The organism is Sphingomonas eleionomae (genome assembly GCF_049889035.1).
GTDB lineage: Bacteria > Pseudomonadota > Alphaproteobacteria > Sphingomonadales > Sphingomonadaceae > Sphingomonas.
Genome location: NZ_JBLTWP010000003.1, coordinates 218,453 through 230,124, shown reverse-complemented (window position 1 = coordinate 230,124; position 11,672 = coordinate 218,453). Strand labels below are relative to the sequence as shown.

At 66.8% G+C, this 11,672-nt stretch carries 13 protein-coding genes; 8 read left to right on the top strand and 5 right to left on the bottom strand.

Features of this window, described 5'->3' with window-relative positions; genetic code table 11:
* Positions 1-28: 28 nt before the first annotated feature.
* From atpD to ACNI3Q_RS09275, 5 genes are all read left to right on the top strand, one after another.
* Positions 29-1,483 (top strand): F0F1 ATP synthase subunit beta, encoded by a 1,455-nt coding sequence (gene atpD / locus ACNI3Q_RS09295; RefSeq protein WP_426276677.1) that lies wholly within the window; start codon positions 29-31, stop codon positions 1,481-1,483.
* A gap of 125 nt (positions 1,484-1,608) precedes the next feature.
* Positions 1,609-1,860, top strand: a complete 252-nt coding sequence (locus ACNI3Q_RS09290) for an ATP synthase F1 subunit epsilon (protein ID WP_260021923.1) — start codon at positions 1,609-1,611, stop codon at positions 1,858-1,860.
* Positions 1,861-1,957: 97 nt separating this feature from the next.
* Complete coding sequence (locus ACNI3Q_RS09285; protein ID WP_426276028.1) at positions 1,958-2,785, top strand: glycoside hydrolase family 16 protein; 828 nt, start codon at positions 1,958-1,960, stop codon at positions 2,783-2,785.
* 83 nt (positions 2,786-2,868) lie between these two features.
* Positions 2,869-4,413 (top strand): TadA family conjugal transfer-associated ATPase, encoded by a 1,545-nt coding sequence (locus tag ACNI3Q_RS09280; protein WP_426276026.1) that lies wholly within the window; start codon positions 2,869-2,871, stop codon positions 4,411-4,413.
* A gap of 89 nt (positions 4,414-4,502) precedes the next feature.
* On the top strand, positions 4,503-5,612 hold the full coding sequence (locus ACNI3Q_RS09275; RefSeq protein WP_426276024.1) for a retropepsin-like aspartic protease: 1,110 nt from the start codon (positions 4,503-4,505) through the stop codon (positions 5,610-5,612).
* Between the two features lie 3 nt (positions 5,613-5,615).
* Here the strand turns inward: ACNI3Q_RS09275 and ACNI3Q_RS09270 are convergent, their stop codons facing one another.
* Complete coding sequence (locus ACNI3Q_RS09270; protein ID WP_426276022.1) at positions 5,616-6,035, bottom strand: (deoxy)nucleoside triphosphate pyrophosphohydrolase; 420 nt, start codon at positions 6,033-6,035, stop codon at positions 5,616-5,618.
* Between the two features lie 56 nt (positions 6,036-6,091).
* Here ACNI3Q_RS09270 and ACNI3Q_RS09265 point away from each other — a divergent pair, with 56 nt between their 5' ends.
* The gene (locus ACNI3Q_RS09265) at positions 6,092-6,277 is read left to right on the top strand and encodes a Flp family type IVb pilin (protein WP_260021914.1); all 186 of its coding nucleotides are present in this window, start codon (positions 6,092-6,094) and stop codon (positions 6,275-6,277) included.
* 132 nt (positions 6,278-6,409) lie between these two features.
* Positions 6,410-6,580, top strand: a complete 171-nt coding sequence (locus tag ACNI3Q_RS09260; protein ID WP_260022383.1) for a Flp family type IVb pilin — start codon at positions 6,410-6,412, stop codon at positions 6,578-6,580.
* Between the two features lie 86 nt (positions 6,581-6,666).
* On the opposite strand, the gene ACNI3Q_RS09255 is transcribed toward ACNI3Q_RS09260, so the two are convergent.
* The gene (locus tag ACNI3Q_RS09255; protein ID WP_426276019.1) at positions 6,667-7,392 is read right to left on the bottom strand and encodes an energy transducer TonB; all 726 of its coding nucleotides are present in this window, start codon (positions 7,390-7,392) and stop codon (positions 6,667-6,669) included.
* 5 nt (positions 7,393-7,397) lie between these two features.
* Positions 7,398-8,831 carry an MFS transporter gene (locus tag ACNI3Q_RS09250; protein ID WP_426276017.1) on the bottom strand — a complete coding sequence of 478 codons (1,434 nt, stop codon included), beginning with the start codon at positions 8,829-8,831 and terminating at the stop codon, positions 7,398-7,400.
* Positions 8,832-8,994: 163 nt separating this feature from the next.
* On the opposite strand from ACNI3Q_RS09250, the gene ACNI3Q_RS09245 reads away from it, so the two are divergent.
* On the top strand, positions 8,995-10,074 hold the full coding sequence (locus tag ACNI3Q_RS09245; RefSeq protein ID WP_426276016.1) for a cell wall hydrolase: 1,080 nt from the start codon (positions 8,995-8,997) through the stop codon (positions 10,072-10,074).
* Between the two features lie 31 nt (positions 10,075-10,105).
* Here the strand turns inward: ACNI3Q_RS09245 and ACNI3Q_RS09240 are convergent, their stop codons facing one another.
* Positions 10,106-10,516, bottom strand: a complete 411-nt coding sequence (locus ACNI3Q_RS09240) for a hypothetical protein (RefSeq protein ID WP_426276014.1) — start codon at positions 10,514-10,516, stop codon at positions 10,106-10,108.
* 78 nt (positions 10,517-10,594) lie between these two features.
* On the bottom strand, positions 10,595-11,647 hold the full coding sequence (gene alr / locus ACNI3Q_RS09235; protein ID WP_426276012.1) for an alanine racemase: 1,053 nt from the start codon (positions 11,645-11,647) through the stop codon (positions 10,595-10,597).
* Positions 11,648-11,672 lie beyond the last annotated feature (25 nt).

The window sequence follows — 11,672 nt, the reverse complement described above, 5'->3', positions numbered from 1 at the left end:
GGACTGAACCATGGCAACCGCGCCTGAAATGACCCGCCCCACCACCGGCAGCAACAATGTCGGCCGCATCGCCCAGGTGATCGGCGCCGTTGTCGACGTGACGTTCGACAATGCGCTGCCCGCGATCCTCAACGCGCTGGAAACCGACAATAACGGCCAGCGTCTGGTGCTCGAAGTGGCGCAGCATCTGGGTGAGAACACCGTCCGCACCATCGCGATGGACGCGACCGAGGGCCTGACCCGCGGTCAGACCGTCACCGACACCGGCGCTCAGATTTCCGTGCCGGTCGGCCCGGCAACGCTCGGCCGCATCCTGAACGTAGTCGGTGAGCCGATCGACGAGCGCGGCCCGGTGCAGACTGAGCTGAAGTCGCCGATCCACGCCAAGGCGCCGGAGTTCATCGAACAGTCGACCGAAGCAAGCATCCTGGTGACGGGCATCAAGGTCATCGACCTGCTCGCCCCCTATGCCAAGGGCGGCAAGATCGGCCTGTTCGGCGGCGCGGGCGTGGGCAAGACCGTGCTGATTCAGGAACTGATCAACAACATCGCCAAGGGCCATGGCGGCACGTCGGTGTTCGCCGGCGTCGGCGAGCGGACCCGTGAAGGCAACGACCTGTATCACGAATTCCTCGACGCGGGCGTCATCGCCAAGGACGCCGATGGCAACGCCATTTCCGAAGGATCGAAGGTCGCGCTGGTCTATGGCCAGATGAACGAGCCGCCGGGCGCCCGTGCGCGCGTCGCCCTGTCCGGTCTGACCATCGCCGAATATTTCCGCGATGTCGAAGGGCAGGACGTGCTGTTCTTCGTCGACAACATCTTCCGCTTTACCCAGGCCGGTTCGGAAGTTTCGGCGCTGCTCGGCCGCATCCCGTCGGCCGTGGGCTATCAGCCGACCCTGTCGACCGACATGGGCGCGCTGCAGGAACGCATCACCTCGACCAACAAGGGGTCGATCACCTCGGTCCAGGCGATCTATGTGCCCGCCGACGACTTGACCGACCCTGCGCCGGCCACCTCGTTCGCTCACCTTGACGCCACGACCGTGCTGTCGCGCGCCATCTCCGAACTCGGCATCTATCCGGCGGTCGATCCGCTCGATTCGACCAGCCGCGTGCTGGAGCCGCGCGTCGTCGGCCAGGAACATTACGAAACCGCCCGCGCGGTCCAGTCGATCCTGCAGAAGTACAAGTCGCTTCAGGACATCATCGCTATTCTGGGCATGGACGAGCTGTCGGAAGAGGACAAGCTGACCGTCAGCCGCGCCCGCAAGATCCAGCGGTTCCTGTCGCAGCCGTTCCACGTCGCCGAAGTGTTCACCGGCATCCCCGGCAAGTTCGTGCAGCTGGAAGACACGGTGAAGTCGTTCAAGGCCGTGGTGAACGGCGAATATGACCACCTGCCGGAAAGCGCCTTCTACATGGTCGGCGGCATCGACGAGGCGGTCGAAAAGGCCAAGAAGCTGGCCGCCGACGCGTAACTGCCAACAACCCTCTCCCTTCCGGGGGAGAGGGTTGAGAGAGAGGCTGCGCCCTGTGCCAGCCGCTCTCCGACACCCCCTCTCCCGCCCCTCTCCCCTGATGGGAGAGGGAGAAGGTAACCACCATGCTGCACTTCGAACTTGTCACGCCCGAAAAGCTGCTCCGCTCGGAACAGGTCCACATGGTCGTCGTCCCCGGCAGCGAAGGGGATTTCGGCGTGCTGGAAGGGCATGCGCCGATGATGTCGACGATCCGCGACGGCCAGCTTGCCATTTACCGCACCGAGCGCGGCGAGCCTGAAGTCCTGCCGATCCGCGGCGGCTTTGCCGAGGTGAACGAGCGCGGCCTGACCGTGCTGGCGGAACAGGCCGGCTGATCCCGACGCATTGGGCGTCACGCCGGTTAAGGGGGCCCCGCATCTGCCGGGGCTCTTTTTCGTTTGCCGCACGCCTGCCACGCTCTATCGTGCCGGGATGATGGTACGTGCCGCTGCGCTGATCGCGCTCGCCCTTGCCCCCGCCGCTGCGGCCGCCGGGGAACCGCTCAACGGATATGTCCTCGCATGGTCCGATGAATTCGACACCCCCGGCCTGCCGGATGCGACCCGCTGGACCTATGATACGCATCGCAACGCACAGGGCTGGTATAACGAGGAAGCGCAATATTACGCCGCCAGCCGCCCCGAAAATGCGCGGGTGGAGGACGGCAAGCTGATCATCGAGGCGCGCAAGGAGACGCTGGACAACGCCCGTTTCCCCGATTTCGGCGGCCAGAACTATACCTCTGCCCGGCTGCTCAGCGCGCCGACCGACTGGCTCTACGGCCATGTCGTGACGCGGGCCAAATTGCCCTGTGCGCGTGGCACCTGGCCTGCCATCTGGATGCTGCCCGTCGCCAGCGATGCGGGATGGCCGCGCGGGGGCGAAATCGACATCATGGAACATGTCGGCCACACCCGCGGCGTGATCCACGGGTCGGTGCATACCGAAGCGTTCAATCACATCCGCAACACGCACAAGACGGGCACGGTCAATTCCGCCGACATGTGCGATGCGTTTCACGATTACAGCGTCACCTGGACACCGGACACGGTCGAAATGGCGATGGACGGCCAGCCCTATTTCCGGTTCGACAATGACGGCAAGGGGGATCGGGCGACCTGGCCGTTCGACAAACCGTTCCGCCTGATCCTCAACATCGCCATCGGCGGCACCTGGGGCGGCAGCAAGGGGATCGACGACGCCGCATTCCCGCAACGGATGGAGGTGGAGTATGTCCGCTTCTATCGCCGCCCGGAATGACCGGGGCCTTGGTTAGTCAATTCTAAACGGTTGCCGCTTACCTCTGCCGGTTGAACGTTATCGACCGGGATAAGAGTGTAACCGTGAGCGCATTCGGGCGACGCAGTGGACCAGGCGGTGGCAGCAGCACCGGGGGACGTCCTGCATTCGGCGTCGCACGCCCAATGCAGGGGTCGCCCGCCGGTTCCCGCGACATGGACGGGGCCGGACAGTTTCCGTCGATTCCCGAACCCGTCGCACCCCCGCCCGCTTCCGATCCGTTCGAGCCCGCCCCCGGCAGCAGCATGGCGAACGCCGATGCCATGGCGCGTCTGGCCGAGCGCCAGTCCGCATCGGGCGATGCCGCCAACAGCCGCGTCGAGGGGTTCGAAAGCTCGATCCACCGCATCAAGGAACAGGTGCTGCCGCGCCTGCTTGAACGCGTCGATCCCGAAGCGGCCGCGACGCTGGGCAAGGATGAACTGGCCGAGGAATTCCGGCCGATCATCGGTGAAGTGCTGGCCGAACTGAAACTGACGCTGAACCGGCGCGAACAGTTCGCGCTGGAAAAGGTGCTGGTCGACGAGCTGCTGGGCCTTGGTCCGCTGGAAGAACTGCTGTCCGATCCGGCGATCAGCGACATCATGGTCAATGGCCCCGAACAGACCTTTGTGGAACGCAAGGGCAAGCTGGAGCTGGCCAATATCCAGTTCCGCGACGAGGAACATCTGTTCCAGATCGCGCAGCGCATCTGTAACTCGGTCGGCCGCCGCGTCGATCAGACTACGCCGCTCGCCGACGCCCGCCTGAAGGACGGATCCCGCGTCAACGTGATCGTGCCGCCGCTCAGCCTCAAGGGCACGGCCATCTCGATCCGTAAGTTTTCGGCCAAGCCGATCACCCTGGACATGATGGCCAAGGGCGGGTCGATGTCGGACAAGATGGCGACCGCGCTCAAGGTGGCGGGTGCCTGCCGCTTCAACATCGTGATTTCCGGCGGTACCGGCTCCGGTAAAACGACGATGCTGAACGCGCTGTCCAAGATGATCGACCCGGGCGAGCGCGTGCTGACCATCGAGGACGCGGCCGAACTCCGACTGCAACAGCCGCACTGGCTGCCGCTCGAAACTCGCCCCCCGAACCTTGAGGGCGTTGGCGAAGTGACCATCCGCGATCTGGTCAAGAACGCGCTGCGTATGCGGCCGGACCGGATCATCCTCGGCGAAATTCGCGGCTCGGAGTGTTTCGACCTCCTGGCCGCAATGAACACCGGCCATGACGGCTCGATGGCGACGCTTCACTCCAACTCCCCGCGCGAATGTCTGGCGCGTATGGAAAACATGGTGATGATGTCGGACATCAAGGTGCCAAAGGAAGCGATCAGCCGCCAGATCGCCGACTCGGTCGACCTGATCGTTCAGGTCAAGCGTCTGCGCGACGGTTCGCGCCGCGTCACCAACATCACCGAAGTCATCGGGATGGAAGGGCCGGTGATCGTCACGCAGGAACTGTTCAAGTTCGAATATCTGGACGAAACCGCCGACGGCAAGATCATCGGCGAATATCGCTCCATGGGCCTGCGCCCCTATACGCTGGACAAGGCAAAGCAGTTCGGTTTCGACCAGGCGCTGCTGGAAGCATGCCTCTGATCCCCGGCCATGGGGTCGACCCCAGAACGGGACATTAACCAGCATCGGAAGCGGTGGCGGATCCCGGTCGCCTGACCTAGCATCCGGCCATGCGGCTGATCCTTGCCCTTGCCCTGCTGTTCCTCACCATAGCACCCGCCCGGGCGCAGGACAGCGGCTGGATTGATTTTCAGCGCACGCCCGGCAACCAGATCGCCTTTGAAATGACCGTCGCCGGCCATCCGGTCACTGCGCTGCTCGATACCGGGGCCAGCCACAGCGTGATCGATCAGCGGTTCGCCGCGCAAATCGGCCTGCCGCTTGGCGCGGCGGGTCGGGCAAACGCCATTGGCGGCACTGTGTCAATCCGCTGGAGCCGCCCGCAGCCCATCACCATCGGCACGCAGGTGCTGGCCCGTCAGCGGCTGGCCGTGCTGCCCCTGCCCGCCAGTGCCAGCGGCAATGGCGCGCCGGTCCACATGATCCTGGGCGCCGATATTCTGGGCCGCCATGCCCTTGACCTCGATTTTGCTGCCCGGCGGTTCCGACTGCTGCCCAGCGGGCGGCTGGCCTTTCCCGGCCTGATCGCGCCGCTGCGCGCGGGCTATGTCGCCGAACTTGCGCTGGCCGGGACCCGGCTTGGCGCGGTGCTGATGGATACCGGCGATGGCGCGGCGCTGACGCTCACTCAGGCGGCGTGGCAAGCGGGCGGCTTTCGCCATGACGGCCTGTCGACGACGATCGGATGGGGCGCGGGCGGGCGCGTGGCGACGGGACTGGCGATCATCGACCGCATCGACCTTGCCGGACAGGCCATCCGCCAGATCGAGGCGCGGATCGAGCCGGAGGGGGGCTATACCGCCAGTCGCGGCCTGACCGGACGGATCGGCGCGGGGCTGATGCAGCGATATCGCCTGCTGCTCGATCCCGGTGCCGGGCGCATGGTGCTGGCGCGGACCGAACCCGACACCAGCCCGCTGCGCTCGACCAGCGGCCTGTTGCTCGGCCGGACGGGCGAGCGACTGACCGTCCTTCACGTCATGCGCGGCAGCCCGGCGGAACGCAGCGGCTTTCGCGCGGACGACGCGATCTGTTCGATCGACGGCGCGGGGGCGCAGCGCGCCGACCTGTCCGTCCTTGCGGGAATGCCGGGCAGGTCGCTGTCGATCGGCCTGTGCGATGGCGGCGAACGGCAACTGGTGCTCAGCCGCTTTTACTGACTGTCAGATCAGCAGTTCCAATAGGCCGATCAGCGGCCGGTCCGCCGGTGGCATCTCCAGCGCATGAAGCTCGATCGGCCGCCTCCACGCCAGCGCAGTCGCATGGCGCGCCGTCGGCACGCCCGACCATTTGCGCAGCGCATAGACCAGCAGCAACAGGTGCCGGTCGCCGAGCGGCTCACTGGCGAACACCGCCGGGGCCAGGCAGCTATGATCCACAGTCACGCCCAGTTCCTCGTGCAATTCGCGGATCAGCGCCCGTTCCGGCGTTTCGCCCGCCTCAACCTTTCCGCCCGGAAACTCCCACAACCCCGCCATCGGCTTGCCCGGCGGGCGTTGCTGCACCAGCACGCGGCCATCGGCATCGATCATTGCTGCAGCCGTAACGATCAGCAAATTCGCGGTATTTTCGCTCGCGCCCATCAGCAATTCATTAACCCCGTCTTGGTAATTTTCATGTCGTCGGATGGGAGATTGCGGTGTTTGCGAACCTTGTCAAAGCGATCCGCCGCTTCGCCAGAAACCGGCGGGGCGGCACCGCAATCGAATATGGCCTGATTGTATCGCTGGTGGTGATCGCCATCATCGGCGCGCTGCAATCGCTGGCCAGCGAAACGACGTCGATGTGGAACGATGTTGCGAACAAGGTCGAACGCGCACGCTGATCCATCCTTCGAAAATCGTGTGGGCGCTTAAATATTTGTCAACCCTGCACCGCTTACATGGACGGGCTGATCCGGGGGCAAACCCGGGAAAGCCGGGTAATTGAAGACGTTTTCAACCCTTGGAGACCGGAAATGATGAAGATTCGCACGTTCCTGAAGAACAAGAAGGCCGCCACCGCCATTGAATACGGCCTGATCGCCGCTCTGATCGCGGTTGCCGCGATCGCCGCGATGCAGGGCCTGGGCAACGAGCTGAAGACCACGTTCAACAACGTGTCCAGCACGATGGCTGCTGCCAACTAATCGGTTCGACCGATCGGTTACGGACGGGGGCGGTGGAACGCAGGTTCCGCCGCCCCTTTCCTTTGTGCGGTGGCCCCGTTGCAGGGTCAGGGTGCAGGCGGCGCCTGACCTTCCAGCCACCAGTCCTGCCGGTATCCCGCCTGACTTTCCACCGGCTTGCCTGACGCATCACGCGCCGGGGTATAGCGGAACCGCTTGCGCGCGAGGGAACACGTCGCCTCGTCCAGTGCGGCGTTGCCGCTGGATCGCGCGATCAGGCATCCGGTAACGCGCCCGTCCGCCGCCACCGTCAACGTCACGATCACCCGACCGCCCGCACCCGCGCGATAGGCGCTGGGCGGATAATCCCGGTTGCTGATGCTGCCGCGCACGCGCCTTGCCCGCATCGCGCCGCCACCCGTGCCATCGCCCGCGCCGCCACTGCCAAGGCCGCTGCCGGACCCGCCCGCCCCGGTGCCCGGTCCCGGCCGCTCACTGGCCCCGGCCCGCGCCGCTGTGCCATCGGCCGCAACCGGCGGGGCGGCCAGCGGCGGCGGCTTGCGCGGCGGAACTGGCGGGGCAGTCACCGGCTTTGGCCGCGCCTTCAGGGCGGGTGGAGCGGCCGCGCCCGCTTCCCGTTCGCTTGCCGCTGGCCTTGGGGCCGGTTCGGGCGGCGGCGGGGGCGGCGGCACGCTGATGTCGAAAACATCCAGCGCCGAATCGATCCGCACGCCCGTCGTTACGCTCAGTCCGATCAGCAGCACCGCGATGATCCCGCCGACCGCCGCCGCCGATCCGGCCAGCGCGATCCACCGTTCCCGCCGGGACCGCATCGACGTCATCCCTGTGGCGGCGTCGCCTGCGCCAGCCGGGCGATGCGGTCGTCATGCTCCTTGCGCCCGAACGGAAAGGCGCGATAGCACAGCGCACCCGTCACCCCCAGGCTAAGGTAGATGGCGGCAAAGGCGATGGTCAGCCGGTCAATGACCGGTACCGGCACCGTGCCCGGCGCGGCCCCTGTCGGAAACGCGATCCACGACAGGATCGCGCCCACCAGCGCAATGCCGATGCCGCTGGTGCATTTCTGGATGAAGAACAGCCCGGCAAAGAACAGCCCTTCGGACCGGTGGCCGGTGCGTGCTTCGGAGTGTTCGACAACATCCGCCAGCATGGATGCCAGGAGGATGGTCGAGCTGACCCCGCACGCGCCGTTGATGAAATAGACAAGATACAGCGTCGGCATCATGGCCGCATCGCCCGGTTCGGGAAACATCCCGGCAAGCCGCAACCAATAAGGCGCACCGTTCAGCGCCGCCGCCCCGATCAGCATCAGCATCGCCGCCTTGGGCTTGCCCAGCGCCCGCCCCAGCCAGGGCGCGACCGCGAACGCGGCGACAGCGCCGGCCAGCAGGACCAGCCCCAGCCAGGTGAAATCGCTGCCCGCCATGCGCCACACATGGACATACAGGTAATTGGACAGGCCGAAACTGACGCCCTGCGCCACATAATAGAACAGGCCGCCCGCCATCAGGATCAGGAACGCCCGGTTGTTCAGGCTGTCCCCCATTTCGCGCAGATATCCGGCCAGCGACTGGCGCACGATCGGCGACCTCGGCAATCGGGCGATTTCCCGGTGCGTGCCCAGCGCCGAAATCAGGATCGCCCCGACGATCAGCGCGGCCCCGGCAACCGAAAATCCGACATAGCCCGCCCGGTCCAGCACCCCCTCTGGCCCGCTCAGGAACACGCCATAGGTCAGGATCAGCATCCCCAGTCCGCCGCCCCAGCCGAACACGTAGCGATAGGCCATGATGCGGGTGCGGTCGTCATAATCGGCGGTCAGTTCAGGGCTCAGCGCCTGGCTTGGCACCTCATAGGCCGATACGGCAGTGCGGACGAGCACGGCCATGACGAACAGCCAGCCGAGCAGCGCACCGGCGCCCCATTCCGGCGGATTCCAAAGGAGCAGCCAGCCCAGCCCGATCGGCAGCGCCGCGCCATACATCCATGGATGCCGCCGTCCCCAGCGGCTGCGCGTGCGATCGGACAAGAACCCGATCGCGGGATCGACAAAGGCATCGATGATGAGCGCGCCGCCGATTACCAGCCCCACCTGCGCCGCCGATAGGCCCAGCACCTGATTGTAGAACAGCAGCAGAAAGGTGGAGAAACAGAAATCCTTGACGCCATAGGCGATCGCACCCGCGCCATAGAGCGCGCTGATGCGGGTCGAAACGCGGCGGCGGGGCGGCAATGCGGCGGGGGCGTCCATGCCCTGTTGATCGCGGGCGCGGCAGGGCGGGTCAAGCCCACTGGCAGCGATGGCACGGCGTCGCCCCGCATCGCAATCCTTGCCTTAACCATAAGCTGTAACAGCGTGGGACAGGCGAAAATCGGGTAGGGAAAGCGCAACCTGCATCCGGTATCAGGGGGCCGTGATCCAGCGGCGTTGGCCTGTCCTGCAATCGCGCGGCGTGCTGGCCGCGATCCTGGTGTCGATGATCGGCGCCGGGTTTTCGGGCCATGCCGGCTATGTCTCGATGAAGCAGGCAACGCCGCCCGCCCCCCCCGAACGCCTGCCCAGCGGGTATGAGGCGGACGATCATTTCCCCGGCGCGGCGCTGCTGTTGTCGATCGAGGATGGCGATGCCATCGCCCCAGGCGTCACCGGGACCATCGCCCTGCCCGATCTGCCGATCCCTGCACAGGATCCGGGCGCGCTCGCCGCATTGGCCGGCGACGGCACGGTGCGGCCCGCCCCGCCCTTCATCCTGACGGGCAGCGAATCCGACCGGGCCCGCGCGCTGCAATGCCTGACCACCGCCATCTATTACGAGGCCGCGAACGAACCCGCCGACGGACAGGCCGCCGTGGCTCAGGTGATCCTGAACCGGGTACGCCATCCCGCCTTTCCGAACACGGTGTGCGGCGTGGTGTATCAGGGGTCGGAACGCGCCGGATGCCAGTTCAGCTTTGCCTGCGACGGGGCCATGGCGCGCCGCCCGGTCGCATCGGCATGGGACCGCGCCCGCCGCACGGCACAGCGGGCGCTTGACGGCCATGTCATGGCGGCGGTCGGCCACGCCACGCATTACCACACCTATGCCGTCAAACCCTATTGGGCGAGCAGTCTTGTGATGACTGGCGTGTTCGGCGCGCACTTCTTTCACCGGTGGAAGGGGTATTGGGGAACGCCCGGTGCTTTCCGCAGCAGCTATGCCGGCGGCGAACCGGTGCCGGGGCCGCATCGGCCGGTGGCACTGACCGTGATGGCGGACCTCAGTGTCGCCCCGCTGGCAACCCCGGCACCCGCCAATGCGCCGGCCGCCACGACCGCGGTGACACCGCCCGCCCTGCCGCCCGCTGCGGATCTTCAGGGGATTCAGCCGCGCTGGTCGCAATCGGGCAGTGCGATCGGCGCGCCCGCCCCTGCCGCAAGCCCGGCGACCGCGCCGCCCCCGGCGGATGATCAGATCCTGCCCCGCTGGCGCGACAGCGGAAAGCCGATCCGCTGAACCGCGTCCTCGCGGCGGACCAGCGCGGGGATCAGCTCGCCTTGGGCACCCGCTTGTACGGCACGAAATCGCCCAGGATCACGAAACCACGCTGAAACCCCGTCATCCGGTCGACCAGATTGACGACATCGTTGCGGCAAAGCTGACCAGTGGGCGTTTGCGTGACCAGGATCGTGTCGCGATCCAGCTGCTCCGACGATCCGCCCTTGGGCCGGTTGACGTACAGCGTCGACCCGGCAGAGCGATAGACGATGGCAGTGCCCCGGATCGAATCCGATCCGCGCAGCTGCGACATCGACACACAGCTGATCGGCTTGCCGGCCTCGCGCCCCTCGACGGCCTTGGCCAGCGCGGCCTCGCCCGTGGGCTTGTCCTCGGCGGGGAGCGTGGCGGCGGTCAGTGCCAGCGGCAGGGCGGCGATCAATGTCATTCGGCGGGACATGGGCGTAACTCCCTCGTCAAATCATGCCGAACTGTACCGCAAATCCGATGAACCGAACATGTCCATCGGCGATGAAAATCAGCGCCAGTGGCGCGCCATGCGCTGGCCCAGCCCGGTCAGCAGCTCATATTGCGACCGGCCCGATGCCGCGGCCGCGCTGACCAGGTCGTAATCGACGGTCAGCCAGTCGCCCTCGCCCACGTCCCCGGCATCGGTCACATCGACGATCAACAGGTCCATCGACACCCGGCCCAGCACCGCCAGCCGCCGACCGTCCGGCCCGATCGCCGCCCCGACGCCGGAAAAGCCGCGGCCATAGCCATCGGCATATCCGATGTTCAGCGTCGCCAGACGCATCGGCGCGGGCGCGATAAAGGTGGCGTTATACCCCACGCTTTCCCCTGCCCCGATCCCGCGGACCTGCAGCACCTCTGCCTCCAGCCGGGCGACGGGGCGGATGGCTGCTTCAGCCTCCGCGCAGGGGATGCCGCCATAGAGCGACAGGCCGGGCCGCGTCAGATCGAAGCCATATTCGGGGCCAAGAAAGATGCCCGCACTGTTCGCCAGGCTGTACCGGCGGGCCGCCACCGCACCGCGCAGCCCGGTCATCGCATCCAGCTGACGCTGGTTCAGCGGATGCACCTCGTCGGCACAGGCCAGATGGCTCATCAGCGTGTCCAGCGCCAGCCCCTCGGCCAGCGCGGCCGCATCGCCCGCCGCCACGCCCAGCCGGTTCATACCGGTATCGACCATCAGGTCGCATGGCCGTCCCCCGCCGCCCTGCCGCCAACGGGCGACCTGTTCGGCGCTGTTCAGCACGGGCCTCAGATGGGCAGGAGCCGCTGCAGCCACCGCCATGTCTGCCGACCGGACCCCGTGCAGCACCGCGACCGAGGGGGCCAGGTCGGCAATCGCCAGCGCCTCGGCCCAGGTGGCCACAAGGAAATCGCGGCATCCGGTGGTGGTCAGGCGGCGCACCACCTCGCGCGCGCCAAGGCCATAGCCGTCCGCCTTGACCGCCGCGCCGCAGGCCGCAGCCGGGTGCCGCGCCGCCAGGGTCCGCCAGTTGGCGGCCAGGGCATCGCTGTCCAGGATCAGGCGCAGCGGCGGCGGGGGCGGTTCGATGGTCATGCCCGCGCCGCGCTATCCCGCTTTG

Bases quoted from the DNA above. Each gene is read 5' to 3' on its own strand.
- ACNI3Q_RS09290 (WP_260021923.1), top strand. From the start codon at position 1,609: ATGCTGCACTTCGAACTTGTCACGCCCGAAAAGCTGCTCCGCTCGGAA.
- ACNI3Q_RS09250 (WP_426276017.1), bottom strand. From the start codon at position 8,831: ATGGACGCCCCCGCCGCATTGCCGCCCCGCCGCCGCGTTTCGACCCGC.
- atpD (WP_426276677.1), top strand. From the start codon at position 29: ATGACCCGCCCCACCACCGGCAGCAACAATGTCGGCCGCATCGCCCAG.
- ACNI3Q_RS09285 (WP_426276028.1), top strand. From the start codon at position 1,958: ATGATGGTACGTGCCGCTGCGCTGATCGCGCTCGCCCTTGCCCCCGCC.
- alr (WP_426276012.1), bottom strand. From the start codon at position 11,647: ATGACCATCGAACCGCCCCCGCCGCCGCTGCGCCTGATCCTGGACAGC.
- ACNI3Q_RS09270 (WP_426276022.1), bottom strand. From the start codon at position 6,035: ATGGGCGCGAGCGAAAATACCGCGAATTTGCTGATCGTTACGGCTGCA.
- ACNI3Q_RS09260 (WP_260022383.1), top strand. From the start codon at position 6,410: ATGATGAAGATTCGCACGTTCCTGAAGAACAAGAAGGCCGCCACCGCC.
- ACNI3Q_RS09240 (WP_426276014.1), bottom strand. From the start codon at position 10,516: ATGTCCCGCCGAATGACATTGATCGCCGCCCTGCCGCTGGCACTGACC.
- ACNI3Q_RS09275 (WP_426276024.1), top strand. From the start codon at position 4,503: ATGCGGCTGATCCTTGCCCTTGCCCTGCTGTTCCTCACCATAGCACCC.
- ACNI3Q_RS09255 (WP_426276019.1), bottom strand. From the start codon at position 7,392: ATGCGGTCCCGGCGGGAACGGTGGATCGCGCTGGCCGGATCGGCGGCG.